Consider the following 24,855-nt stretch of genomic DNA (forward strand, 5'->3'; position numbering starts at 1 on the left):
GCCTCGGCCATCAGCGCCGCGCTCGCCTGGTCGGCGCGCGCCTTCGTCGGGCGTCGCCACCTCGGCCGCACCAGGGAGTTCTTCGGGCTGCCCGCGCACAGCGAGGCGCTGCTCGTGGTGAACAAGGACGCGGGCGGCGCGGACTTCGCCGTCGCCCGCTTCGACGCGTACGCGCTCCTCGAACTCGCGGCGCTGATCAAGGAGTGCGGGGCGCGTGCCCAGGTCCTGGCCCACGACGAGGCCCGGCGCGGCTTCGGCGAACTGGCCGAGTTCTGCGTCGGCGGCCCGTACTCGAACCGCCCCGTTCCTCGACTCCCACTCTGGACTCAATAGCCAGCGGCGCGAAAGTCACTTTGATCTCGACCGGGTCCGGCTGCCACACCGGGACGCACTCCGCGTCGGCCAACGCCTTCATCGCCTCGGCCCAGACACCCCCGCTCAGCCACCTGTCTGCCTGGGTCTGGAGCGCCTTCCCGGACACACCATACTTCGGAGCCAGATCCTTGTAGCGAGCCCCCGAGGTGGCCTTCTCCAGGAGTGCTTCGACCATCACTCGGCGGTCGATGGTGCTGCGCGAACCGCCCATCAGCGGTGCGATCCGTTCCCAGGCATCGTCCGTAAGGACGGGGACGGCGCGGCCAGCGGTCACGAACCATTGACGTATCGCGCAGGCAACACCCTTTCGCCTCGGAGCGCAGCGGATGACTTCCGCTCGTGTCTTCATCATGCGCAGCAGCTCGGCCTTTTCGGCTGGCTCGACGTCCTGGAGGTTGCGCCCGGCGATCTCGGCCAGGTGCTCCAGGTTCTGGAGCCAGCTGCCTGCCTCTGCGGCCTCCTTCTGCCACGCTTCTGCCTCTCCGCGTAGTTTCTCCAGCCCGGCGAGTTCGTCTTCGTGGGGCTTGGCGGCCCGCTCCGCGGCCTCCTCGGCCGCCTCACGGCTTAGGCCGCGGCGCAGGGCGCGTTTGGCGGCGGTGGCTGCGGTGATGTCGATGAGGTCTTCGGTTTCGGTGATCTGCTGGTCCAGTTCGGCGATGCGCTTGGTGTAGTCCATACGTTTGTGGCTGGTGGCGTTCAGCCAGTCTTGGGCCATGGCCTTCATGCGGTTGGCGTCGCCGAGCGTCGCCATGACGTCCTTCCAGACCTGCTTCTCGATGCTGGTTGCTTCGAGGTAGGGGCAGGTGCAGCGGTCGCCCGCTCCGGCGTACGACTCGTGCCGGCCCTTGCATCGGTAGATGACCTCTGTGGGGCGGTGCTGGTGGCCCTCGTAGGTCTTGCCGCAGGGGCTGGTCATGAGGGTGGTCAGGAGGTAGATGCGTGACCGGGTTTTGTTCCACGGCCGACGGCTCGCCATGGCGGACTTCAGCTCCTGGACTTCCTCGTCCGTGAAGATTGACGGCAGGTTGATCACGACGGTTTCCCCGTAGATGGGGTTGCCGTCCTGGTCTCGCTGCGCTTGGCGGCCTCGCCATGTGACGCGGCTTTCGAGGGCCGCATCCCCCAGGAGGCGAGAGCGGATGTTCTTCGCGGTCCATCCGTTTCCGGATCGGGTCAGGCGCTTCTCGCTGTTGAGGATCAGTGCCGTCTCCTCCCATCTGCGCTTCTCCAGGAAGACCTCCCGCGCTCGGCGCAGGGTCGATGCCTCCTCCCTGTGGATGGCGTAGCGCGAGGCGCCCTTCTTGCCGCGCTCGGCGACGTCCCAGCCGAAGGGGACAACGCCGCCCGGGTACAGGCCGTCCTCGGCTTTCTCCTGGATGCCGCCCTGGGTGCGTTCGCGGATCAGCTCGCGCTCTTCCTCGGCGTAGTCGGCGTCCTTGCGCATTTGGCTGCGGCCGGCCGGTGTCGAGTTGTCGTAGTCCTTCTTGACCACGGCGACGTATACGCCGAGGTCTTCGAGGTCCCAGACCCATTTCCAGAAGGCGCGGCCGGTGCGGCCGATGCCGCGGCCCTCGTTGACCACGACCATGTCGAAGGGGCGCGGGGTTTGGTGGGCGTCCTTCATGAGGCGTCGCAGGTCCGGTCTGTCGTCGGCCTCTAGGCTGCCGCTGAAGCCTTCGTCGGCGTACGTGCCAACGTGCTCCCAGCCCTTTTTCTGTATGTAGCGGCCCGTCTTCTTTCCGGTGTAGGCGATGCCGTATCCGTTGGCCTGATCCTGAGTGGACACGCGGAGGTAGTCCACGGCTCGCAGTGTGGTCGTGCCGGTGGTTCGACGTGCGGTGTCAACTGCACGCGTGAGAGCCTTGCCCATGTCAGTCCTTTCGCGACTGGCCAGGCACCGGGGCATTCGCAGTGTCGCCGGGGTCATCCATGTGGCGTAGATCGTATGCTGCGGGTGTGTCGGTGCGAGGTCGAAAGAGGATTTCCAGGATGCGCCGGTAGGCTACTGGGTCCGGTTCCTCGTCCCTGAAGCTGATATCGACACGGGGTGCTGGATCGTTTTTGAAGTATTCATGTAGCCACTTATTGGCCGCGTCAACCGGCATTGAGTGATCTATTCGCATAGGCACCCTTCCCTTACAATTTGTTGATTTTTTCAATTCAAGCGCCCTCACGACGCGAATTCGACTCTGTGATGCAGTGCACACCCGAGACCCTATGTCGCGATATCTAGTGCACGTAAGACCCATTCACGAAAGGCTGTCCGGACACGGACCGGGTCGAAGCAAACCGGTGGCGGGGTGCGGAGTAGCGGGATCGTCGCGACCATAAGGGTCTTGGCCACGTTCTTGGTGAGCCGAGCACCCGGCCAGGCGCCGTCTACGAGTTCAACTGCGCACTTGCGCCAACTCACCTCGCCGGTTCCGGTGCCGTACGACACCGGGGCGCCCTGTCTCGAGAGCGAGGGAGTCGCCGAGCTTGGCGGCCGTCAGAAGCTTGTACCGCTCTGCATCCGCCAGCGCTTTGGTGTTGAATGTCCGCAAGAAACGCCGCTTGGGACGAACCCGCCAGGAGGTTTCCGTCAAAGCACCTCACAATTACTTAGCTAATTCTCGAAATCGCTCCGGCACACGAAGAGCACCATGGGGCAGTCGAATACACGCCAGCCGTCATCCTTCGGCCCGCCAGTCACAGAATGCCGATCGAGCAATCTGCGGTTCCTCGCAGATATCATCCACCGACAGCTTGTCTCTGGTCCTCACCAGGACGGGGCGCCCGGCCTTTTGGCGAGCGCCGCACGGAAAGTGCACGCCTGTTTGCGCATATAAGGAAATCCTGCGTGATCGACTGATGGGGGAACACGCATGCAGGCCAGCAGGGGGCCGCGCCACACCTGGCTCCAGCCCCACCGCCAAGCATGGCCAGACTCTTCAATGGTCTCCGGGATCGCCGGTTTGGCTAACCGGTGATCCCGGGTTACAGTCCCGCCGCACTCCGAAGCGCCTCCCTTTGACCTGCCGAGCAACACTTAAATCCCCGTTGTCAGGGGACGCGATTTCAGCAATGCCATTTCGCGCACCCGCCTAATGAGGTGTTCTAGGCTGACATGCCGGAACCGCTTATTCCAGTCCTTTGGCGATCTTCTTTTTCTGCCGTGCGCGATAGAACGATAGGGACACGGCGCAGGACGAGGATGTGCGCGTCGACGTGCTACCCCGGAGCGGGAGGCGGGCCGGCTCGCGGCCCGGATCGTCCAAATGGGGCCGCGGTGGCGACGGACGACGATCGTGTCGCGGGGCAGTCCATCCTGGTGAGCATCGCGGTCAAACCCGCTGCACATGGGGCCCGTGAGGGTGGCGCCCAGGGCCTGGGAGCCGAGCACAACCCGCAACGGGGCAGGTGCGGTGCCGACGGACTCGATAGTGTGGACGACCATCCGTTGCGGGTCACCGGGCGCCACCCCGTTCGCGGGATCCAGCATGGCCCGAAAGGCGCGGGCCGGATTGTTGTCATAGGCATCGATCGGGTCGGCGATCTGGGAATCGCCTCAGCGGGAGCCGGTGCGTGCGCCGCCAAGCTCGACGATCGACCCCCCGATATTGAGACGTCGTCTCATTTGGCGAGTCTGCGGTAGCAGATGAGGGTGCAGGCGATACCGGCGAAGGCGAGGAAGTGTCCTGCCTTGCGTTCGTAGCGCCGATGGAGGCGGCGGCAGCCGGCGAGCCAGGCCATCGTGCGTTCGATGGTCCAGCGGTGCCGTCCCAGCCGCTGCGAGGTCTCGACGCCATTGCGGGCGATGCGGTGCCGAATGCCTCGCTGGGACAGCCATCGCCGCAGGTGACGGTAGTCGTAGCCCTTGTCGGCGTGGAGCTTTCCGGGCCTGCGTCGGCGGGGACCGTGGCGGGGCCTGACGGTGGTATGCCCTTCACGAGTGGGATCAGGGCCTGGCTGTCGCGGACGTTGGCGCCCGAGATGCCGACGGACAGGGGCAGACCGGTCCGCTCGGTGATCGAATGGACCTTCGAGCCGTACTTGCCCCGGTCGACAGGATTCGGACCTGTCAGCTCCCCCTTTTCAGGGCCCGCATGTTCACCGAGTCGATCGCACACCGCGACCAGTCCAGCTCGCCGCGGGAGCCGAGCTCGTCCAGGACCAGGCGGTGCAGCTTGGCCCAGACCCGGGCTTTCGACCACTCCGAGAAGCGGCGGTGAGCCGTCGGCCCGGACGGTCCGAACGACGCCGCAGGGACCTGCTGCCACGTGCAGCCCGACATCGCCACGAAGATGATCGCCGCCAGCACCTCACGGTCACCGTGCCGCCGACGACCGCCACCCTGAGGCCGCGAGGGAGCCTCCGGCACCACCCGCTGGAACAGCTCCCACAGCTCATCCGGCACCAGCCGCTCAACGATTCCCGTCACGCCCCAGAGCCTACCGAGCCAAATGAGACGATCTCTAACGGACCGCAGGCTCACAGGGGCACACCGTGGCCTGTCCTATGGGTGTCCGCCGTCGAGGGGCAGGTCGATCCCGTTGGCCTGCCGGTTCTCCAGCAAGAACCGGCAGGCGTCGACGACGTCGGCCATGTCGCCGAGCTCTCCGGTCAGCGTCTGCGCCCAAAACTTGGCCAGCGTGTCGGCCAGTTCCGCCTTGCCGTGCCAGAACGGGCTGTCGCCGATCGGCCCGGGGTGGATCGCGTTCACCCTCACCGGCGCCAACTCGATACTCAGCGTCCGCACCATCCCGGTCACGGCGGCGTTGACGGCTGTCAGCGTCGTCGAGCCGGGGTACGGGCAGTCCTTGTAGCCGCCGCCGAACAGCAGCGCCGCCGCGCCCGGCGCCAGGCGTTCGGCCAGAGCGGCGATGACGGCCGTATAGCCGACGACCTTCGTGACGGCCAGCTGACTCGCAGCCGCTGTGTCGAAGCCGGCCACAGTGTTACGGTCGCGGACCATACCGACCAGGACGAGCCGGTCGACCTGCCCGAACGGAGCGAGCGCCGCGGCGACGGTGTCCGGGCGGCTCAGGTCAAGCGCCAGGCCGGTGGCCACACCGGGGAGGGCCGGGCTGTCGCCTGTGGTGAGGGCCGGTGGCCGCCCCGCCACCGCCGCGGTGGCCTCGGCGGCCGCGGTCTCGGCCCGCTTGGCCTCGCGCCCGGTGACGACGACATTCGCGCCGTCGCGCAGGTAGGCGGCGGCTAGTTCCCGGCCGGTGCCCTGCGTGGCGCCGGCGATGAGGACGTTACGCAACTCGTGTTCAACCTTCCGTCGGTGTGGATGGTGCCGCAGTCCGCTACAGGCACGTCGCCTGCTCACGACGGGAGTTCAAAGGGCAGTCGACGCGGGCGCGTCCGGTCGTCTGCCCCCTCGATCCGCTCGGAGCGCGCCGCCGCCAAGCCGAGCAGGGAGACCAGCCCGGCGAAGCGATACGGAAGCGAGATCTGTTCATCAGTTCCGCCGCCGGTCCGTGCCCATGCGGTGAGTACACAACCGGTGCCACCAACGCACCCGCCCTCCGCAGCGCCGTCAAGCCGCCGTGGCCAGCCGGCGGCGGTGCCGGTCGTACTCCTGCGGGCCGCTGACGGAGAGCTCCGCGAACAGGTCCGGAGGCAGGGTGGCCCGGAGCACCTTGTACAGCTCCGGATCCAGGTCGTGCAGCAGCATGCCGAAGAACAGGGGGAACTGTTCCGGCTGCAGGTGGGCGATCCCGTGCATCCCCACCTCGGCCCACTCCGGCGCGCTCAGGTAGGTGTCGATGAGGACGAGCGCGTCGGCTTCCTCGGCTGCCAGGTGCGAGTCCACGACGGGCGCCAGCTCGCGCAGCGCGTCCACGACGGCCTCGCGGTGCGCCACTTCGGGGTTCGCCCGCCAGGACGCGGCCGCGTCGGTGAGCGCGGTCAGCCCGCAGTCGATCCCGGCGTGCTCTGCCTGCATCGCGGCCAGCACGGGCGCGGCGTCTGCCGGTACGCGTTCGGCCAGCTTCGGCCAGACAAGGATGTCCTCACCCTCATGGTGGACGTGCAGGACCAGGGCCACGAAATCGATGTGCCGGGCGACGATCTCGGCATGCCGGCGGTCCCCGGGCGGGACGGTCGCGACGTATTCGGGAAGCTCTGCCAGCTCCCGGCGGAGCATGGCGTGCATGGCATACATGTCCCGGCTGTCGGCCGGTGCATGGTCTGCGGCGTGCGCGGTGTCCGGCGCAGAAGCGGATACAGACTCAGTCACGGATGATCTCCAGGTGTCGGCATGATGCCCTCCGCAGCGGGTTGAACGGTCCGGCGCGGCGGCGGTATGGGTGGTCAATTACCCGCACGGTATACGCCTCAAGCCGGCGGCCAACGCCACCTCATTCCCACGCGCCCGGGCCCACCGCCTTCACCACCGCACAAGTCGTCACCGAACTCCACGGGCGCGACGCCGCGCTTGTCCCCAACGCGGCGCCGACCAGCTCGTGGCGGGCGCTTGCCGCAACAACTGGCCCGCATGGCTCAGCGAGGTCGGGCCTACTGCTCTCGCCCTCGGAAGATCCGCCGGCGCAGATCCCGCAGACGTGAAGAGTGCCACCGTGGTCAGCTCAGATGTTCGCCTCGACACCCGTGTCACGGCGGGACGCGGTGCCCCGCGTCGTATCCCCGCCCCCCTCTCTATGCGTCTGTCAGCTGCGCGCAGAGGGCGTCGAGCGTATGGGTGGCACGGGCGAGCCCGAGGTGATCGATGTAGTCGCGGGACTCCACGATCAGCCCGTTACGGATCCGGAAGACGATGATGCCCGGCGCGGCCCAGCCCCCATCGCCGCGGTAGGTGAACTCGCCGATGGCCACCTCCGGATCAGCGGTCCGGTGGACGTGGACGTCCTCGACCCGGACGCCTGCCAGACCGGCCGACACTGCCGCAGTGAAGTGCTGTCGGAGTGCTTCGCGGCTGAGCAGCGGGGTATCGCCGAGCGGGGCCATCGGGTGTCGCACGTAGGTTTCCTCTGCGTAGAACTCGGCCAGCTTGTTGACCTGGCTGCGGTCGCCGTTGTTCAGCCGGCAGGCGCCGTCGAGCATAGCGAGGACCGTCTCCTCGGAGGTTCGCATGATGGTTACCCTTCTAACCGGAGTCTCAACTCCGGAACATACGGAGTGGCGACTCCGATTGCAAGTGGCGTGCGGATCCAACTGCAGCGAGAGGATCACCTGGAGAGGGAGAATGACCGGATGCGAAGCGACGCGCAGGCGAACCGGGACCGGGTGCTGGCCGCAGCCGAAGAGGTATTCGGCGAGTTCGGCAGAGCTGGCTCGACCGAGGAGGTCGCCCGCCGGGCCGGCGTCGGGATCGGCACCGTGTTCCGGCACTTCCCGACCAAACGACTGCTCATCGAGGCCACGATCGTGCGGCACCTCACCCTGTTCACCGACACTGCGCGTGCGCGGGGCGAGGGCAGCGAGGCAGGGGCTGCCTTCCGGACGACGTTCCGGGAGATGGTCTCAGGCGCGCCGGCCAAGCTCACGCTCCTCGCGCTGCTGGAGGAATCCGCCACTCCGGCCGGCGCCCCCGATACGGTGGAAGCTGCGGCCTCCGCCTTGCAGGACGCAGTCGGGGTGTTGCTGTCGCGGGGCCAGAAAGACGGCGAGGTACGCGCAGACGCAACCGTGGACGAGATCTACGTGCTAATCAGGGCGCTGGCCAACGCCCCCGGCGACCGGGCCGTCGTGAACAGGGCGGTCGACATCGTGCTGGACGGGCTGTCCCCACGGCATGGTGCGTAGCCGTCGTGCGGGGACAGCCGCCCTGCGGGTCAATACACCGGGCGGAACACGGGCGACGCCCGAAGCCCGGCTCTCCTCGTGCGGAGGCCGGGCTTCGGGCGTCGTATCCAGCGAGGCGGGCGGGGGCTGTGGGCGCCATTCCCACGTCGGGGCTCTGAGGCTTCGGGGATAGTTTCAGGCGTACCACGGCCCGCCCGCCTCTCCCGGGGTCTTCACCGCCTGGGGGTGAACACCTCCGTCCTCGGACGGTGTGAGCGTGCGCGACGACGTGCAGAGCCCGCGCCTGCGGCGAGTGCACGACGAGGGGGCGGCACTCCCCCGCCAACGCCATCGAGGCGATCAGCCTCGCGTCGGCGCGGTCCGTCTTAAAGCGTGTTGCAGAAGCCTGTGGGTGGGCGTGCGGGGCCGTGTCCTAGAGGTGTGTTGATCATGGTGTGAGGGCGTGGTTGTGGAGTGTGGCGACGGCTTGGACTGCGTAGTGGAGGCCGTTGCCTCGTTGCCGGCAGTCGCGGAGGATCTTGTAGTGCTTCATGCGGGCGAAGGCGTGTTCCACGCGGGCCCGTACTTTTCGGTGGGCGGCGTTGTCCGTTTCCTCGCCGGGCAGCAGGGGGCGGCCGGGTCGTTTGCGGTGCGGGATGACGAGCCCGGTATTGGTGTAGGCGCCGTCGGCGAGCACGGTCACGTCCTGGCAGATGTCGGCGAGGCCGGAGTTTCGCCATGCCTTGGCGTCTGCGGTGTTGCCGGGAACGGGGCGGGCCGCCGCGATCACGAGCTTGGTGTCGGCGTCGATGATGACCTGCACGTTCGCGGAGAAGCGGTAGTTGCGGGAGGAGGCGCCGACCTTCCGGTCCCGGACCGGGATCAGCGTGCCGTCCACGATCCACAGCCTCTCCATGGCGTCGGCCGGGCGGATCGCGGGCTCGATGGCCAGGAGCGGCCGCAGCTTCTGGATGACCCGGCACACCGTGGCCGGGGAGCAGCCGAAGAGCGGCGCGAGCTGCCGCATCGTGAGGTTCGTCCGGTAGTAGACGGCCACCATCAACACACGCTCCGCCAGCGGCAGACACCACGGCCGGCCCACACCAGGCCCGTTCCCGCCCCGCTCGCGCACCGCCTTCAGCAGCCGCTCGAACTGCCGCATCCGCAGCCCGGTAAACGTCTCCACCCACAACGCCTCAGCCCGCAACACCCCACCCATACAGGAGAAATACCCGCAGCACGGGCTTCTGCAACACGCTTTAGTCACCCATGAACCACAAGTAGCTGCCCGGCGTCGCTGCACACGCTTTGAGTAGCTCGTCAAGGTCGAGCAGAGCCGCCTTCTGCTGGTCGTCAGTACACCTCTGTGCCAGGGCGGCGACTTCCTGGCGAGCGACTTGAGCTTCCTGTTCGTTGAACAGCGTGTCTCCGTACGGATCCACCCAGCCGAGCTTGCCCGAGCCATGCCGGTCAAGGTTGTTCAGCACTCTCGCCAACGCTTCACCGTGCTCGTATGTCCCCCGCAGCAAGGTGTCCCGGGACGACCCCTTTCGCGCGGGTCGCCCCGAGTGCAGTTCCAGCTCGATCCCCATGACCCCTCCTCAGCCTCCGACACCGAACCTTTGCAGAGATCATTTGTCAGACACGGCCTAACGGAGGTCGCGGAAGAACGCGGTGATGTCGTCGGCGAGCAAGACCTGTTCCTCGTGTGCGGCGAAGTGGCCGCCGCGGGGCATACGGGTGTAGCGCGTGAGGTGGTAGGTGCGCTCCGCCCAGCTCCGGGGCGGTTGGGCGAGGTCTGCGGGGAACAGGGCGAGGGCGGTGGGGACGTCGACCCGCCGCACGCGCCGGGTGAGCTGGTGCGCGTACTCGTAGTACGGGCGGAAGGACGTGGAGATCGTGCCGGTGAACCAGTAGAGCGATGCCTGGGTGAGGAGGAAGTCGTCGCCGAAGCGGGTGGACAGGTCGCCGCCGCAGTCGGTCCACGCGCGGTACTTCTCAAGGATCCAGGAGAGTAGTCCTGCGGGCGAGTCGTTCAGTGCGGGCGCGAGGGTGAGGGGACGGGTGTTCTGCTGGTGCATGTAGCCGCCCTCCTCCGCCTGCCAGGCCGCGGCGGACACGAGGTGGGTCTTCTCCTCAGGGGTGAGCGAGGCCGGATCGTACTCGGCCGGGGCCGCCGCGGCGAGCAGATGAATGCCGACGACGGCCTCGGGGTGGGCCTCGGCGAGCCGTGAGGTGACGCCGGCGCCCAGGTCTCCGCCGTGGGCCGCGTAGCGTCGGAAGCCCAAGTGGTCGTGCATCAGCCGGTGCCAGAGGTCGTGGGTCTGTTCGGCGTCGGTGAGGGCGGGGCGCTGGGGCGAGAAGGTGAAGCCGGGCAGGGACGGGACGATGACGGTGAAGGCATCGCGGGCGTCGCCTCCGTGGCGGGAGGGGGCGGCGAGCCGTTCGGCGAGCGCGGTGAGTTCCATGACGGTGCTCGGCCAGCCGTGGGTGAGCACGATTGGGAGGGCGTCGGGGTGTTCGGCCTCGTAACGCAGGTAGTGCACTCGTGTGCCGTCGATGTCGGCGAAATGAGAGGGCAGCGCGTTTATGGCGGCTTCGTGGGTGCGCCACGTGTAGTCGGTGGCCCAGTACGTGACGAGGCGGCGGAGTTCGGCTGCGTCGGTACCCGCCTGCCAGCCGTCGACCGGCCAGGGCTCGGGCCAGCGAGTGGCGCGCAGCCGGGTGCGGAGGTCTTCCAAGTCGGCGTCCGTGACTTGGATGACGGGCTTGCTGATCGGCACGGTGTGCTCCTTCATGTGCGTGATGTGCAGGGGTCGTGATGTGCAGGGGTACGGCGGCGGTGCCGTTCGCTTTCCCGTGCGTGACCCGCGGAAGTGGTCCTCCCGGCACCCGCGAGGGTGGGGGCGGCGACCACGTTCAGGGCCGGCGCGGGTGTGTGTTCATCAGTGCAAGGGCGTCGGCGCGACGCCGGCTGTGTCGATCGCCTCTTCACGCGCGACCCGCGGGGTCTCCCTCAGGGCGCCCGCGAGGGTGAGGGACGCGGCCATGACGGCGGCCACCACCAGCAACGAAGGTGCGAGGCCGCTCCGGCCGGCAAGGGCGCCGAACAGGGGCGGGCCGCAGACGAAGCCGCAGTACCCGATCGAGGTGATCACGCCGACCCGGGCGGCCGCCTGGGCGGGGTCGTCCGAACCGGCGCTCAGGGCGAGGGGAAAGCCGAGTGCTGCGCCCGCTCCCCACAGCAGCGCCCCCGCGAACCCCGTCCAGAGGCCGGGCCCGGCCGCGAACAGGACCACCCCGAGGCAGGCGGCCGACGCGGACACCCGCAGTGCTCCTGGCCGGCCCAGGCGGTCGACGATCAGCGGTCCGAGCCAGCGGCCGAGGGTGACGGCCGCGAGGAAGGCGGCGTAGGCGAGCGTACCGACGGCGGCCGTGGTGCGGTGGCGGTCGATGACGGTGAGGCTGACCCAGTTGCTCCCCGCTCCTTCCGCCAGCGCGAAGGCCAGGGCGACGAGGCCGAGGACGACCGTGCGTGGGTCGCGCCATGCGCGTGGCCCGGCCTCCCGCGTCGTCCCGCGCGGTGACCATGCCGGGGGTGCGGTTCGGGGGAGGAAGCGGCGTACGGCCACGGGTGTCAGCACGGTGATGAGCAGGGCCACCGCGCCGATGTGCAGGCTCACCGTTACGCTCAGCGCCGTCAGGAGCGCGCCGAGGCAGACGCCGACGACGGTGCCGAGGCTGAACCCGGCGAAGAAGCGGGGCATCAGAGCGCGACCGAGTCGTCGTTCGAGGGCCGCGGCGTGCACGGTGACCGCGACGTCCCAGAAGCCCGTGGCAGTGCCCAGGACGAAGAGGCCGATGAGAAGCAGCGGTGGCCAGAGAGCGAAGCCGGTCGCCACCGCGGCGAGGCCGGCACCTACGAACGCGCCCACCGTGGTGACGGCCCGGCGCGGCCCGACCCGTGCGACGCAGGGACCGGCCAGCGGCAACGCCACCAGATCGCCGACCGCGAGGAGGAGCAACAGGAGGCCCACTGCCGCGGCGTCCAGATCCATGCGGTCCCGGATCTGCGGCAGGCGGGACGCCCAGGTGGCCCCGGCCAGGCCCAGGAGGGCGAAGACGAGGTAGGTCGCCCGTACGGCGCTCGCGGTCTCGCGTGCGTACGAGCCTGCCGCGGCACGGGGATTCACTTACTCGGCCCGGCGGCCGGGCTGAGCGTCTGCACGAGGGCCTCCCGGGTCGCCTCGGGCGGTTCCTGGTCCGTGGAGAGCAGTGCGTGCATGATCATTCCTTCCAGGAGGGCGTCGAGGCGGGCGGCGGCCCGCGGCCCGGTGAAGCGGGCCAGCACCGCCCGGCTGGAGCTGGTCCACTGCTGGGTTAGGACGCGCAGCGCGGGATCGCGCAGCGCCGCCAAATGCAGTTCGAAGCCGAGAACCGCGCTGCGATGCCGGGCCGGTCCTCCTTGGACCACCGTCACCAGGACGTCGATCAGGTCTTCGCGCGATGCCACCTGGGTGAACAGGGCCTCGTATTCGGCGGTGCGCTGTTCGACGTACCAGGCGAACGCCTGCGTGCACAGTTCGGTCAGGCTTGCGAAGTGGTAGGTGACGGAGCCCAGTGGCACGTCGGCGCGGGCCGCCACCTTGCGGTGCGTGATCCCGGCGACCCCGTCTTCGACGAGCACCTCCAGCGCGGCGTCGAGCACCCGCTCCCGACGGCGCGGATCGTGCCGGCGCGTGCGTCGCCCCTCACCGCCCGCCGCGCCTTGTTCTTCGGATGTTTCTTTCTCCCACATAAGAACAAACGTACACTACGTAAGGAACAAGTGTTCTTATGTCTGTCGACGGGTGACAGGACGGTGGATCAGCCCGCGGTGAAGCCGCCGTCCGCGGCGAGTACGGCTCCCGTGACGAAGGCGGATCGCGGGGAGACCAGGAAGCACAGGACTTCCGCGATCTCGTGCGGCTGCGCCACCCTGCCCAGGGGGTGGACGTTCCCGAAGGACGCGAGATAGGCGCGGCTGTCGAGGCGGAAGGTGTCGAGGAAGTCGGTCTCGACGACGCCCGCAGCGACAAGGTTCGCGCGGATGCCCAAGGGGCCGCCCTCCAGGGCCAGCACCTTCGTCAGCTGGGCGAGTGCACCCTTCGACGCGCTGTAGGCGGCTCCCTCGGGCAGGCCGACGGCGGACGCGTAGGACCCGGTACTGACGATGGCGCCGCCCCCGCGCTCCTTCATGGCCCGGAAGGCTTCACGGGCGAAGAAGAATGCGCCACGGGCGTTGACGTCCATCACGCTGTCCCAGTCCTCGGCCGTGGTGTGCGTGACCGGCTTGTTCAGGGTTCGTCCGGCGTTGTTGACCAGGATGTCCAGTCCGCCGAAGGCGTCGACGGCGGACCCGACCGCGCGGGTGGAGGTCTCTTCCGCGGTGACATCGCCGGTCACTGTCACGGTCCCGGGAAACTCCTGTGCCAGCGAGGCCAGTTCGGGGCGCACGTCGAGGGCGACGACGTGTGCGCCGCGGGCATGGAGGAGAGCCACGGTCTCCTTGCCGATGCCGCGTGCGGCGCCGGTGACGAGGGCGGTCTTTCCGGCGAACTCGCCAGCTTCGACGGCTTCGGTGGACAGGGGCCTGGAGGTCATGCGGGTACTCCCTGATGGGGTGGTGGTCGGGTGTCGGTGCCCGGCGACGGATGGCTTCGTGGCAGGGCGGAGGGCCACTGCGTCAGTGATTGCGGCTGTCGGTCCGGTGCCGGATGAGCACGGCGGCGCCCAGACCGGCGAGTACGGCGGCGACGATGACGGCGGTGCCAGGGGTGTAGTCCGCCAGAGGGTCGGAGCGGTCCGCCTGCTGCTCGGCTTCGACGACCGCGGTGACGAGGGCGAGGACCACAGCACCGCCGATCTGCATGAAGGTGTTGAGCAAGGCTCCCGCCAGCCCCTGGTCCCGGTCGGGCACCCCGGCCACCGCACTCATGTTCAGCGCGGGGAACGTCGCGGCGGTACCGATCCCGTTGACGACCATGACGGGCAGGATCACCGTGAGAAATGGGCTGCCGGGGTCGATCCGGAAGAACAGCGCGTAGGACAGCGCGAGGAGCAGCATCCCGGCGGCGATCGTCCTGTGCACGCCGAACCGGGCGGCGATCCGGCCCGCGAACGGCGCCAGCGCACCATTGGCGAGGCCGAGCGGGACAAAGGCACCGGCCGTCTGCAACGGCGTCCAGCCCAGCACGTTCTGCAGATAGAGCGTGGCGAGGAACGCGAACGACGTGTAGGCGCCCCACATCGCGAAGATCGTCAGGTTGGTGCGCGCGGTCGCACGCCGAGTGAGGAAGGACAACGGGACCAACGGCTTGCGTGAGCGGGACTCGACGCGCAGGAACAGGGCGAGCAAGCAGGCCGCGGCAGCGAAGAGGACGAGAGTGCGGGCGGACAGCCAGCCGTACGCCGGAGCCTGCGTAAGGGCGTAGACCAGGAGCATCAGCGCTCCGGTGGCCGTCAGCGCACCGGGAATGTCGAGCTTCTCGCGGGCGCTGCCCCGGCGGTCCGCCGGGAGCAGGCGCAGCCCTGCGAGCAGTGCCGCCACGGCGATGGGCACCGGAAGCGCGAAGACGAGCCGCCACGACACTTCGGTCAGCACCCCGCCGAGAACGAGCCCTCCGATGAAGCCGCAGGCCCCGGCGGTGGCGTACCACCCCAGAGCACGGCCTCGCCGAGGGCCCTCCGGCCAGTTGGTGGTGATCAGGGAAAGGGCGCGACCGCCGCCGACCCCGCCCACACCATCCGGACTGCCTTGGCCAACGGATTCGCCACCGAAGGCGACGCCATGGTCCGCGCCGCCCTGCTCCTGGCCGCCGCCGAGATCACCCGGGCCCACCCGCACCCGCCAACTGTCAGGTGGCTGCGCGAACGGTGGCACGACCGAGCGGAGGCCCCCGAAGCCCGTCTGTCGGCGGCGTTCGGCTGGCTCTGCCTCACCGACCAATCCGCACCGGAGGAGCTCCGCCGGGCCGTCGACACCCTCGCCGACAACGAGCGCGCACAGGCCATGGAGGCCCTGCCGTGGATGAGCGCCGCCTCGGGCACTAACGAACCAGGACTCCTGCGCTGCATTCGCTGCATGCTCCACCCAGAAGAACCTGACCCGGAAGAGGTCCTCTGGGACTCCTTGTTCTGAGCAACCGGTCTGTGGTCGTGCATCGGAATTGTCCAGTGGGGCCAACTGTCGTGCTCGGCCCGACTACCCGACTCGGGCGCCCACCGCCCCGGCTCATGAGGTTCCTTAGCTGGGCGTTAGCCTCAGCGGATGATTCCTGAGCCGCCACCGAAGGTCCTCACGCGTCTCCGCGACGGGCGGATCCACGCCTACGTCGTGGGCGCCGGTGCCTACGGGAGGCTGGAGCCCGCAGCGGTTTTTCAGCCGCGGGATGGCGAGGAGGTCGTAGCGTCGGTGGTCCGGCAGGATTTGGAGCGGGTCGTGTACACGACGCTGAACGGAGTCGTCTGCCTTACGCGCGACGGCAACCTCATGTGGGCCTCGGACTTCGAACCGCACTCTGACGTACGCCATGGCCACCAGCCTGGCTGTGCGCTGTCTCTGGACGGCCGGACGGTGTGGGTCTACCGGCCGGACGCGATGGCGGGCCGCGGGGGCGGGGACCAGTGGGTCGTGCACGACGCCGACAGCGGTGTGGTTGTCGCCCGCTGTGAGCTGGAGACGGTCGGGCACGGCGCCTTCCACCACGTGCATCCCGTGGACGGCAGCATCTACCTCGACATCGGTGAGGGCCAGGACGGCTCTGTCATTCTCCGGGGTACGAGCGGGGCGGACAGCGGGCCGGAGTTCGTGACGTATCCGTGGCAGGACCGCTGCCTGATCGACCTGGCGCCGTCCGGACGCCAGTTCATGACCGTGGACCACGGTCAGGCGGACGTCGCCTTCCACGGCCATCCCGATGGGGACGTACTCTTCACCCTCTCCGTCGAGGCCTTCGGTTACGACCCGGAGGAGTCCTTCGTGGAATGGAGCGGCGGCTACCTGAGCGAGGACACGGCCATCGTCACCCTGGGCGGTGAGAGTCAGGACGAGGAGGAGTGGTTCCGTCACCACCTGGTCGACGTACGCACGGGCACCCTCAGCAGCGAGTTCACCGTTGAGGCGAGCAACCCGTACGAGCTGGTGCCCCTGGGCGATGGTTCCTGGCTCACCGGCGGCTCCGGCGGCGCCCCTGTCCGTTGGTCCAGCGCTCAGCAGCCGTCGGCACCGCCTCACCCGGCCGCACCGACCTCTCCATGCGAGGGGCAGCAACCGTGACGGCGGACCCCCGAGTGCCGGTGATTCCTCAGGCGCCTGAGGGCTTGAGCCGGCGAGCTCGTTACTTCGTTGAGGGACACGGGCTGCGTGTTCCACACCGCGACCTCAAGCTCTTTCGGGAGGCATGGCTCAAGCAAGGGATTCCGGATGCCGAGATCGACCGGGCTGTCGCCTTCCAAGAGCGCTGGGGCGGTCTTGCCCTGCCCCCGGCCCCCGAATACGAGGGCGGCCCGCGCGTTCTGGAAGCCGATGCCCCGGAAGGCTCGGCCGCGAACGGATGGCGGTTCCCGGCTGGTTACTGCCGTGTCTCCATGGCCCACGGGTTCATGATCGGGCCAGGAGGTGAGTTCGGGATCGACGCTGACCACTGGACGCCGCTGCACGCCAGCACAGAGGGATGGGTGGAAGCCCTGGCACTTGCCAGCCACGCGGGCTACTGGGCCAAGACCATCACGAAGATCAAAGGCAGCGCTGTTGAGGACCTGAACCTCGACGGATTCGAGCCGGTACCCGAAGTCCAGGGACTCGCTGACACCTGGTGGCGGGGCAAGGACTCGCTCATCGCTATCTACCGCGGCGAAGCCTCAGGCTTCAGCGCCCCCCACTGCCTGAGGGCCCATATCTACGGCGGGCTCGATGCATGGGGCCTGGCCGGCAACTGATCCCCGAACGCCGAGCCCGCGGTCCCGCCGCTGAGCGTTCGGGTTGCCAGAGGGGCCAAATTGCAGCGCTAAGTCACAGTTGTGATCAGTTCCGAAGATCGGGCCCTGTCGCCATGCTGCTGGTGATGCTCTGGGTGAGTGAGCGATGTAGCCAGGCCAAGGATCCGGTCGGACTCGAGTCGCCTCGATGAGCTTGTCGCGGGATACAGCGGGGATGCCGCATTTCGGGATCAACTCGATCTCGCGGATAGCTGGACCTGTCGGTGGAGTTCGACGTGGCGGGTGGGCGTCGCGCCTCCACTCTCGCCCCCTGATGGAGCAACTTCCGTCTCGCCCAGGCGCTTTGGTGAGAGAGGCTGCTGTCGAGGTGTGGCCGCAGCCCTGGGAGCCCCTACGCGACCGCCAGGGCTTTAGACATGAAGCGGCTCCGGCACCATCACTGCCGGGGCCGCTTCGCGAGTGCCGGTCAGGGGGCGGCGATCAGCCACAGAACGAGGACCGCGTCGAACTGCCGGTCGTTCAGCGCGGCGATCGCGGCGTACAGGCCGCGCGGGCTGTCGTGGAGCTCGAGCTGCTCACGGATCGCGGCGAGGTTGTGCTGCCGTACGGGGCCGTTCCTGACGAAGGACGGGTCGCGGCCCTCGATGTGCAGGCGCCACTTGACCTCCGCGTGCAGGAGGAGCAGCGCCTGCTGCTCGGCCTTGCCCTCCGTCGCGATCTGCTCCCAGCTGTCCTGGATCTTCAGGAACGTCTCGTGGACGAGTTCCTCGGCGGCGGCGCGCGTACCGAGCTGGAGCTCGGCGTAGGCGTGGAAGAACTCCTGCTGGCTCAGGTAGAACGCCTCGAAGTCGTAGTCCTCCAAGGACGAGGGCTCCTCCAGGGGCGGCGGCACGAGGTCCTCGGTGGCGCAGCGGATCGGGGCGGGCCGACGGCCGGAGCGGGGGGCGGGGGTGCTCACGCGCACCTCCGGCGGGGGAACTCCTCGTCGTCGAGGTGAACGGCGCTCCGGGAGCGCCGGGACCGGCTGTGGTCCTGGCCCCACTGAAGCGATTTCACGACCCGAACACTCATCCGCCCCTGAGAAATAAATTCCCCTCTGTGTCCGACGCTTCACCGTGAGCAAGATCAAAGCGGGCGCAAGAGGGCAGTGAGCAGCAAGAACGGCATCACTTACAGGTCTCGACCAATCACCATGGGTGTCCTACGTCACAACCGCGTGCCCCCCCCGTTACCTTTTCGTGGCTCCGCAATGGGGCCTCCGGCCTTCGGGTCCGGCATGACTTCCCCCCCTTGTTGTTCATGATCCGGGGGGTGGTGTCACCGGACCCGGAGGCATCGACGGACCGCTGATGAGGGGCTTGAGCACCGGCTTCACCCAGGCCGGAAGAGCTCTCCGTAACGTGGATGTGGCAGCTCGGCGCCGAGGCAAGGCCGGACGAAAGCGTGATGGAGGGGCCTGTACGTGATCGACACCGGCGACATCGACGTCTTCCTCGGCCTGGACGTCGGCAAGGGCGAACACCACGCAACCGCCGTCACCCCGGCTGGAAAGAAGGCGTTCGACAAGCGCCTGCCCAACACCGAGCCCAAGCTCCGCGAGCTGTTCGCCAAACTCCAGGCCAAGCACGGAACGGTGCTGGTCGTGGTCGATCAGCCGGCCTCGATCGGCGCCCTGCCGCTGGCCGTCGCGCGGGACATGGGCTGCCCGGTCGCCTACTTGCCGGGGCTGACGATGCGGCGGATCGCCGACCTCTACCCGGGCGAGGCCAAGACCGACGCGAGAGACGCGTTCATCATCGCGGACGCGGCCCGCGCGATGCCGCACACGCTGCGGGCGATCGACGGCGAGGACGAGACGATCGCCGAGCTGGAGATGATCGTCGGGTTCGACGACGACCTGGCTGGCGAGGCCACCCGCGTCGCCAACCGGCTCCACGGCCTGCTCACCCAGATCCACCCGTCCCTGGAGCGGGTGTTGGGGCCGCGGTTGCAGCACCCGGCCGTCCTGGCACTGCTGGAACGGTTCGGGTCTCCGGCCCAGATACGCAAGGCGGGGAGGCGGCGGCTGGTCACGCTGCTGCGGCCGAAGGCGCCGAGGATGGCCGAGCGGCTGGTCGAGGAGATCTTCGCCGCACTGGACGAGCAGACCGTGACCGTTCCGGGGACCGAGGCGGCCGCGCTGATCGTCCCGAGCCTGGCTGGGTCACTCACCGCCGTGCTTGACCAGCGGAAACTGTTGGCCGGGCGGATCGAGGAACTGCTGGAGGACCACCCTCTTTCGAAGGTCCTGACGTCCATGCCGGGCGTCGGCGTCAGGACCGGAGCCAGGATCCTGATCGAGGTCGGCGACGGCAGCACCTTCCCGACCGCCGGCCACCTCGCCGCTTACGCCGGACTCGCCCCGGCAACCCGGAGCTCAGGCTCCTCGATCCGAGGCGAACAGCCGTCGCGGCGAGGAAACAAGCAGCTCAAACGGGCCTTCTTCCTATCCGCGTTCGCCGCTCTGGGTGACCCGGCATCGCGGGCCTACTACGACAAGAAGATCGCCCAGGGGAAGCACCACACCCAGGCCCTCCTCTGTCTCGCCCGGCGCAGGGCCGACGTCCTGTTCGCGATGCTCCGCGACGGCACCTTCTACGAACCGCAGCCGGTCAGGTCAGGCTGAGTCGCCGAGAGCCTGCCTTGCTTCAGTCCACAGCCGCTCGAACTCCTCCGCAGAGATCACGGCCGCCTGCGGCTGGTCCTGCCAGCCGTCCATGGGGCCGTCGGCGAGAACGCCGTACTGCCGTTCATAGCGGCCCATCGACGCAAGATCGGCATGGTCGCGCAAGTGCACGACCTCCGCCAAGGAAGCCGCCGTCACCGCCCGCGCGTCCTGCCCCCGGACCTCAACCTGACGCACCGCCCAGCCCCCGTCATCGACCTCAAAATACAGCCACAGATCTTCGTCCTCGTAGTAGGTGCGGAACCAGGTCGTCATGCCGCCATCCTGGCCCACCACCTTGACCAAACACATAGGGGCACCCCCCCCGCGTGCGCCCCCGCCCCTGCTGCACCTCCAACCCGCGCCCCCCGGGTCGACCAACTTCCGCCGTGCACCGGCTCTTTGACGAGAGAGCATGCTGTACAAGTGTGGCCGCATCCCCGCGGCGCGGCTGCGGGCGTGAAGCGACCCCCGCGCCGTCGCTGCCGGGGGGCGGGGCACCAACCAGAGGCCGGCCCCCGGGGGGGGCTCGGCCGGGCGGCGGTGCGGGCGCCGCTTCGGGCCGAAGCCGCCCCCCGCTCCGTACGCGAGCAAGTCCCGGTTGCCGGGACTGGGGCACTCCCTGCGTATCGGCCTCGCCTCGGAAGGGCCGTGCCTTGGTCTGCGATGGCATCGCAGACCAAGGCGGCTGGGCCCGCCACTTCCGCAGCACGTTCGGCCACATGAGCTGCAAGGACGGCTGGAGCGACAATGCCGCCACCGAACGCTCGTGGCGGCTTCATCTCGTTTGCCCGTACGACTGCAACCGCTTGGGATTAGCGCGGTACCGTTCTATCCGTTTTTTCGGAAACAGAACGAGATCGCAATAGTCCTGGTGATGCGGCGCTAAGAACGCTTTTGGCCCCCCGCGCGACAACACAGGGGGCCAAAGTGCGATTAGTCAGATCTCCCAATTTACCTCTCTCGACTGCGTCATCGCCTTGAGCGGGATCGGCCCCTCACCCATATCCCGATCCCGGCGGCGAGAACTAGCAGGACGATGATTGTCCAGATGAACGGTGCCACGCCAGCTTGCGAAAACATCGCTTTCTCCTTCTCCGGGACGGTTAACTGCGAGACTCGGGTCACGAGCCGACTGCCGGTGGAAATCTCTACTTGAAAACCTTGAGGTAGCCACCGACGTAACCTCGGTAGTCTCCCCAGACTCGCTGGCGGCCATCCCAGGTGCTTCCCCCGCAATCGGCCGTCCAGATCGTCTCCGTCTGGGCGTTGTCAGCGGGCGCAGCGGAGATCCACTCGTCCACTACCCCGTGGCCGAGCGAGCACCCAGGGATGTACTCATACGACTCTGCAGTGCCGGGCAGGACCTTGGTGGTGTCCTTGCCCTTCGTCTGGTAGTTCGTCTTGACCTTGGTCGCGGAGATCTTGATCCCCAGGAGCTTGTCAGTGTGCGTGTGGCTGGCCCACCGCGTGACCGTCGTCGCATCCGCGAGCCGCGGGCCCCCAGGTTCGCTGAAGCCCGTCTCGCTCGTCACCTCGACCACGAGGTCTCCATCTGCCAGCGTGGCCACGGACGGCGCTTCAGGACCAGGGATCTGCTCCGACAACTCGAACATCTCCTTGAAGATCTCCGGGTCGTTGAGCACCTGGACAAAGCGCTCCTTGTCCCCGTTGGGGAGCGCGTTGAACTGACCCAGAACTTCTGCAGCCTGAGCATCCCCCTGGCCGGAGAGCTCGGTCATCTCCGTCTGGAAATTGGAGATCTGCGCACCCACGGCACTGTCTGTCGCGGCCTGTGCAGGTACGGACAGGAAAACCACCCCGAGCCCTGCCAGTGCAGCAGCGGTAGAGGTAAAAACGCCAAATCTAGACGCAGTACTCATGCGTCATTTCCCCCCTGTTTGGTTAGAGCGATCAGGCGGCACCCACGAAAGATTCGCGAATTTAACCGCCTTCTCCCCCCCCGTTTTTCTGTGCGATCCCTGTGGGGCTCGCCTTCACAGATCGTGGCAGTGGAGTTTCATTGGGTCAACAGCGCCTGAGATTAGTTGAGGGTCCCTTGAGCTTCCCAGGGCGAGAGATAATGACTGTATGGTGCATGAAAAAACGAGCGTCGGCTGCTTGGCTTGCAGGAACGTTGCCTGATGCCTAGATCATCAGACCCCGCACAGTCCTACACCCAGCTGGCTGAGCGGAACTGCGCCACGGCGCGCCGGGGAAACACGCTCGCCGCCGACCACCCTTTCCGAAGTGCCACCTGCCCTTGAACGGAAAAGCATCCATCTCGGCTGGGGGTAGATGCCGCGCGTGGCGGCGTGGGTGGGGTGAGGGTGGGGGGATGGAGTATCCGGTGCGGGTGGCGCTCGCGCGCGCGGCCGCCGCACTCCCGGCCGGCGACGGGTGGTGGTTCGAGCCGAAGTACGACGGCGACCGGTGCGTCCTGTGGCGGCTGGACACCGTCCGTCTCCAGTCCCGCACGGGCAGGGACATCACCGCCGCCTGGCCCGACCTCACCACCCCCGCCATGGACCTGCCGCGCGGAACCGTCCTCGATGGCGAGCTCGTCGTCTACCGCGACGGCGTGCTCGACTTCGGCGCCGTACGGGCCCGGGCCTCCAGCCGCGGGCGGCGCCTGCAGGACCTCGTCGCCCGCCACCCCGCCCACTACGCCGCCTTCGACATCCTCATGCACCAGGGCCAGGACGTGCGCGGCCTGCCGTACGAGGCGCGGCGCGCCCTGCTCTTGGTCGTCCTCGAGCCGCTCGGGCCCCCGCTCCAGGCCACCCCCGCCACCGACGACCGCGACGTCGCCGACACGTGGATGACGAGCCTGCGCCCCCAGGGCATCGAGGGGATCGTCGCCAAGCGCGGCACAGGCCAGTACCGGACGGGCCGCCGGGAGTGGGTGAAGGTGCGTCATGCCGACACCGTCGACGGTGTCGTCACCGGCTACCAGGGCCGGCCCTCGCGGCCCTCGCACCTCTTCGTCCTCCTGGCCGACGGGCGGACCGTACGCTCGCAGCACCTCCCCGCCGCGCTCGCCGCCGAACTCGGCCACCACCTGCCCGGGCACGACACCGGCACCACCCACGACCCCGACACCGGCCCCCTCCACCTCACCGACGCCGCACTCGTGGTGGAGGTCCTCGCGGGCTCCACCCGGCACGCCACCGCCACCGTCACCCGCCTGCGCACCTGACCCCACAACCCAAGCCGCGCCGCTCCCAAAGAGGCGGGCGAATACCCGCGGGACGCGAGGAGCGGGGTGACCGGCTACTGCACCGGTGCACCCTCCGAGCGCCCTCACCCCCACCGGCCTCCGGGCCGGATCGTCGCTTTCATGGGCGAGGACGACGACAGCGACGAGGTGGAGCCGGGCGGGCCCGACGACTTGGACTACCTGGCGGGCGAGCGCACCAGCCACCCCACCGCGGCAGAGCGGCGCGAGGAGGCGGAGGGGCTGACCCGGCCGCTCGGTGACCCGGACGAGGCCGCACACCGCTCCGCACGCAGACCCACCACCGCACCGGTCGCGGGGAGAAAGGTCCGCGTCCCCGTCCAGCCCCGCCCGCAGGACCGCGAGCCGTTGCCCCGCCCCACCCAGCCCGCGCCCCAGGCCTCCCCCACGCCCGCATCGGACGCGGGGGAGGAGGGCGGCGTCCGGACGTCACCGCGCCCGCACGGTGCGCAGGGGCCACCGCCGCAGGCCAGGGGGTGAGCGCCCCCTGCCCACCCCCTGGCCCTGCGCCACGCCGCATGAAAAGCTGCCAGCTACATCTACTCTCTGGCCGCAGCGAAGCAAGGCGCGCATGAAGCCACCCGGCGGCAGCGGCGCCGCTCGCGCACCCTCACCCGCACCGCCCGCCTGGCGGTGAAGGCCCTGAGCCTGCCCCGCGGGGCGCGCCGTGAGGAGGCGACCGTGCGCGTCGCCCTGCACATCGGCCGGCCCCTCGCCCTCCTGCCGCTGAGGAACGGCCTCAACGGCGCCCTGACCCGCGCCACTGACGGCACCTCGCCATCCACGTCCCCGTCCGCGGCGCGTTCCAGGAACAGCCGGACACTTACCTCGTGCACCTGGCCAGCCAGGCGCGTCACCCTGGACCACCTCGGTTGCGACGCCCAGACTGCTCCTCCTAAGGAGGAGGCGTTCAAGCGGCTCGCGCTTGCCGCCGAGGGCCGGTGTGTCCTGGCTGGCTGCACTCGCCGCCCCCGGTATTCCTTCGACAACGTCTACCGCACCTTCGTGGCCCGCACCGCCTTCGTCCGCTCACTGCTGGCGATCGAACTAGGCGACATCCCGTTCCGGGACGGCGAACAGCTCGGCAAGGACTGGTGCGCCCTCGGCACGAAGGTGAACTTCTCGCCGAACCGCGTCCTCGGCCACATCCTCGCCACGGCGGCGACGAACAACCAGGGCGCGCCCTGGCTGAAGGACCGTTTCGCGGGGCGGGTGGCGCCGAGCACCTGCTGAGCGCGTGACACCGCGCTATAAGGGCTGTCCCGTAACTGGGGCTACGGACAGGCGTCAGGCGCTCGGGTTTCTCCACAGGTGTCGCTCGTCCAGGGTCCCGAACCGCACCTCTCCCCGTGCAAGGTCGACGAGGACGGGCCAGCAGTCCAACAGCTGCTCTCTCGGCTCCCGCGAGGCGAGGTACGGAACAGAGTTGTAGGGCACGATCAGGAGCCCGTTGCTCACGCGAACCCGGCGTCGATCGCGAGAGGCGGCTCGTCATCGCGTTGGCTGTCCGCAAGAAACGCCACCGCGAGTTGCAGGGCCTCATCCTGTTCCATGATCCGTCTCCGGGCCGTCGCCTTGAAGGGGAAACCCTAACCAGCCTGGGATGATCTTCGTGTCGCCTTACGGGATCGCACGACGCACACCGGGCCCGCGCGGGCCCGGTGTGCGGCCGCCTCGATCTCGGCACCGGTGCGCCGCTCCGCGTCGGTGTCCTCGCGCGCCGAGAGCCGGGGCACTTCGTCGGGGAAGGCGCGATGAGACTGTGGCGCGCATCGCCGCTTCTTGGTGCTCCCCGGCGCGGGGATCGGCGTAGAGGACGGCGTGGTCG

Annotated in this window: 22 protein-coding genes and 1 pseudogene; 8 read left to right on the top strand and 15 right to left on the bottom strand. The window is 68.6% G+C overall.

The genetic code is table 11. The features are described from left to right. Nucleotides 1-196 precede the first annotated feature (196 nt). The 5 genes and pseudogenes from STTU_RS04495 to STTU_RS04520 form a co-directional block, all read right to left on the bottom strand. Nucleotides 197-2,176: a recombinase family protein gene (locus STTU_RS04495; RefSeq protein ID WP_234019141.1), complete on the bottom strand. Its 1,980-nt coding sequence runs from the start codon at nt 2,174-2,176 to the stop codon at nt 197-199. A 1,811-nt stretch (nt 2,177-3,987) separates the two neighbouring features. Beyond that, nucleotides 3,988-4,786 (bottom strand): annotated as a pseudogene (locus STTU_RS32680) (IS5 family transposase). An 84-nt stretch (nt 4,787-4,870) separates the two neighbouring features. After that, nucleotides 4,871-5,623 carry an SDR family NAD(P)-dependent oxidoreductase gene (locus STTU_RS04510; protein ID WP_007820246.1) on the bottom strand — a complete coding sequence of 251 codons (753 nt, stop codon included), beginning with the start codon at nt 5,621-5,623 and terminating at the stop codon, nt 4,871-4,873. A gap of 276 nt (nt 5,624-5,899) precedes the next feature. After that, nucleotides 5,900-6,526 (bottom strand): hemerythrin domain-containing protein, encoded by a 627-nt coding sequence (locus tag STTU_RS04515; RefSeq protein ID WP_078518916.1) that lies wholly within the window; start codon nt 6,524-6,526, stop codon nt 5,900-5,902. Nucleotides 6,527-7,020: 494 nt separating this feature from the next. After that, complete coding sequence (locus STTU_RS04520) at nt 7,021-7,455, bottom strand: nuclear transport factor 2 family protein (protein WP_043254121.1); 435 nt, start codon at nt 7,453-7,455, stop codon at nt 7,021-7,023. Nucleotides 7,456-7,575: 120 nt separating this feature from the next. Here STTU_RS04520 and STTU_RS04525 point away from each other — a divergent pair, with 120 nt between their 5' ends. Further along, nucleotides 7,576-8,127, top strand: a complete 552-nt coding sequence (locus STTU_RS04525) for a TetR/AcrR family transcriptional regulator (protein WP_007820249.1) — start codon at nt 7,576-7,578, stop codon at nt 8,125-8,127. A 427-nt stretch (nt 8,128-8,554) separates the two neighbouring features. Here STTU_RS04525 and STTU_RS04530 read toward each other — a convergent pair whose 3' ends face one another. The 7 genes from STTU_RS04530 to STTU_RS04560 form a co-directional block, all read right to left on the bottom strand. Beyond that, on the bottom strand, nt 8,555-9,325 hold the full coding sequence (locus STTU_RS04530) for an IS5/IS1182 family transposase (protein ID WP_043254122.1): 771 nt from the start codon (nt 9,323-9,325) through the stop codon (nt 8,555-8,557). A 40-nt stretch (nt 9,326-9,365) separates the two neighbouring features. Beyond that, a complete protein-coding gene (locus STTU_RS04535) occupies nt 9,366-9,698 on the bottom strand; it encodes a hypothetical protein (RefSeq protein ID WP_043254124.1) in 333 nt (110 codons plus the stop codon). A 57-nt stretch (nt 9,699-9,755) separates the two neighbouring features. Then, nucleotides 9,756-10,889 (bottom strand): epoxide hydrolase family protein, encoded by a 1,134-nt coding sequence (locus STTU_RS04540; RefSeq protein ID WP_234019142.1) that lies wholly within the window; start codon nt 10,887-10,889, stop codon nt 9,756-9,758. Nucleotides 10,890-11,051: 162 nt separating this feature from the next. Continuing rightward, the gene (locus tag STTU_RS04545; protein ID WP_052862319.1) at nt 11,052-12,299 is read right to left on the bottom strand and encodes an MFS transporter; all 1,248 of its coding nucleotides are present in this window, start codon (nt 12,297-12,299) and stop codon (nt 11,052-11,054) included. After that, nucleotides 12,296-12,904, bottom strand: coding sequence for a TetR/AcrR family transcriptional regulator (locus tag STTU_RS04550; RefSeq protein WP_007820260.1), 609 nt, complete (start codon nt 12,902-12,904; stop codon nt 12,296-12,298). Before STTU_RS04550 ends, STTU_RS04545 begins: the two co-directional genes overlap by 4 nt. A gap of 68 nt (nt 12,905-12,972) precedes the next feature. Next, nucleotides 12,973-13,749 carry an SDR family NAD(P)-dependent oxidoreductase gene (locus STTU_RS04555; protein ID WP_007820261.1) on the bottom strand — a complete coding sequence of 259 codons (777 nt, stop codon included), beginning with the start codon at nt 13,747-13,749 and terminating at the stop codon, nt 12,973-12,975. 82 nt (nt 13,750-13,831) lie between these two features. Then, nucleotides 13,832-14,992, bottom strand: a complete 1,161-nt coding sequence (locus STTU_RS04560; protein ID WP_324607870.1) for an MFS transporter — start codon at nt 14,990-14,992, stop codon at nt 13,832-13,834. Between STTU_RS04560 and STTU_RS34025 the strand changes: the two genes are divergently transcribed. From STTU_RS34025 to STTU_RS04575, 3 genes are all read left to right on the top strand, one after another. Beyond that, nucleotides 14,903-15,286 carry a hypothetical protein gene (locus tag STTU_RS34025; RefSeq protein ID WP_234019144.1) on the top strand — a complete coding sequence of 128 codons (384 nt, stop codon included), beginning with the start codon at nt 14,903-14,905 and terminating at the stop codon, nt 15,284-15,286. The two genes, STTU_RS04560 and STTU_RS34025, sit on opposite strands and share 90 nt — an antisense overlap. Before the next feature lie 129 nt (nt 15,287-15,415). Beyond that, nucleotides 15,416-16,423, top strand: coding sequence for a hypothetical protein (locus tag STTU_RS04570; RefSeq protein WP_043254126.1), 1,008 nt, complete (start codon nt 15,416-15,418; stop codon nt 16,421-16,423). Beyond that, a complete protein-coding gene (locus STTU_RS04575) occupies nt 16,420-17,085 on the top strand; it encodes a hypothetical protein (protein WP_234019145.1) in 666 nt (221 codons plus the stop codon). Before STTU_RS04570 ends, STTU_RS04575 begins: the two co-directional genes overlap by 4 nt. 466 nt (nt 17,086-17,551) lie before the next feature. On the opposite strand, the gene STTU_RS34030 is transcribed toward STTU_RS04575, so the two are convergent. Beyond that, nucleotides 17,552-18,043, bottom strand: coding sequence for a sigma-70 family RNA polymerase sigma factor (locus STTU_RS34030; protein ID WP_199784997.1), 492 nt, complete (start codon nt 18,041-18,043; stop codon nt 17,552-17,554). 504 nt (nt 18,044-18,547) lie between these two features. Between STTU_RS34030 and STTU_RS04585 the strand changes: the two genes are divergently transcribed. Next, nucleotides 18,548-19,750: an IS110 family transposase gene (locus STTU_RS04585; protein ID WP_007820266.1), complete on the top strand. Its 1,203-nt coding sequence runs from the start codon at nt 18,548-18,550 to the stop codon at nt 19,748-19,750. Here STTU_RS04585 and STTU_RS04590 read toward each other — a convergent pair. Continuing rightward, complete coding sequence (locus tag STTU_RS04590; RefSeq protein WP_043257069.1) at nt 19,742-20,065, bottom strand: hypothetical protein; 324 nt, start codon at nt 20,063-20,065, stop codon at nt 19,742-19,744. The genes STTU_RS04585 and STTU_RS04590 overlap by 9 nt on opposite strands. Nucleotides 20,066-20,940: 875 nt before the next feature. After that, on the bottom strand, nt 20,941-21,564 hold the full coding sequence (locus tag STTU_RS04595; RefSeq protein WP_007820267.1) for a hypothetical protein: 624 nt from the start codon (nt 21,562-21,564) through the stop codon (nt 20,941-20,943). Nucleotides 21,565-22,127: 563 nt separating this feature from the next. Here STTU_RS04595 and STTU_RS04600 point away from each other — a divergent pair. The 3 genes from STTU_RS04600 (at nt 22,128) to STTU_RS35195 (ending at nt 24,260) form a co-directional block, all read left to right on the top strand. Continuing rightward, nucleotides 22,128-22,988 (top strand): ATP-dependent DNA ligase, encoded by an 861-nt coding sequence (locus STTU_RS04600; RefSeq protein ID WP_007820268.1) that lies wholly within the window; start codon nt 22,128-22,130, stop codon nt 22,986-22,988. Nucleotides 22,989-23,129: 141 nt separating this feature from the next. After that, nucleotides 23,130-23,507, top strand: a complete 378-nt coding sequence (locus STTU_RS04605) for a hypothetical protein (protein WP_043257072.1) — start codon at nt 23,130-23,132, stop codon at nt 23,505-23,507. A gap of 201 nt (nt 23,508-23,708) precedes the next feature. Beyond that, nucleotides 23,709-24,260, top strand: a complete 552-nt coding sequence (locus STTU_RS35195) for a DUF6420 family protein (protein ID WP_234019146.1) — start codon at nt 23,709-23,711, stop codon at nt 24,258-24,260. Nucleotides 24,261-24,855: the final 595 nt, after the last annotated feature.

Origin of the sequence: Streptomyces sp. Tu6071, from assembly GCF_000213055.1 — a bacterium.
GTDB classification, from domain to species: domain Bacteria; phylum Actinomycetota; class Actinomycetes; order Streptomycetales; family Streptomycetaceae; genus Streptomyces; species Streptomyces evansiae.

Coding starts and splice junctions, on each gene's coding strand:
- STTU_RS04520 (WP_043254121.1), bottom strand. CDS start 7,455: ATGCGAACCTCCGAGGAGACGGTCCTCGCTATGCTCGACGGCGCCTGC.
- STTU_RS04605 (WP_043257072.1), top strand. CDS start 23,130: ATGGGCGAGGACGACGACAGCGACGAGGTGGAGCCGGGCGGGCCCGAC.
- STTU_RS04600 (WP_007820268.1), top strand. CDS start 22,128: ATGGAGTATCCGGTGCGGGTGGCGCTCGCGCGCGCGGCCGCCGCACTC.
- STTU_RS04515 (WP_078518916.1), bottom strand. CDS start 6,526: ATGTATGCCATGCACGCCATGCTCCGCCGGGAGCTGGCAGAGCTTCCC.
- STTU_RS04535 (WP_043254124.1), bottom strand. CDS start 9,698: ATGGGGATCGAGCTGGAACTGCACTCGGGGCGACCCGCGCGAAAGGGG.
- STTU_RS04530 (WP_043254122.1), bottom strand. CDS start 9,325: ATGGGTGGGGTGTTGCGGGCTGAGGCGTTGTGGGTGGAGACGTTTACC.
- STTU_RS04550 (WP_007820260.1), bottom strand. CDS start 12,904: ATGTGGGAGAAAGAAACATCCGAAGAACAAGGCGCGGCGGGCGGTGAG.
- STTU_RS04590 (WP_043257069.1), bottom strand. CDS start 20,065: ATGACGACCTGGTTCCGCACCTACTACGAGGACGAAGATCTGTGGCTG.
- STTU_RS04525 (WP_007820249.1), top strand. CDS start 7,576: ATGCGAAGCGACGCGCAGGCGAACCGGGACCGGGTGCTGGCCGCAGCC.
- STTU_RS04570 (WP_043254126.1), top strand. CDS start 15,416: ATGATTCCTGAGCCGCCACCGAAGGTCCTCACGCGTCTCCGCGACGGG.
- STTU_RS04555 (WP_007820261.1), bottom strand. CDS start 13,749: ATGACCTCCAGGCCCCTGTCCACCGAAGCCGTCGAAGCTGGCGAGTTC.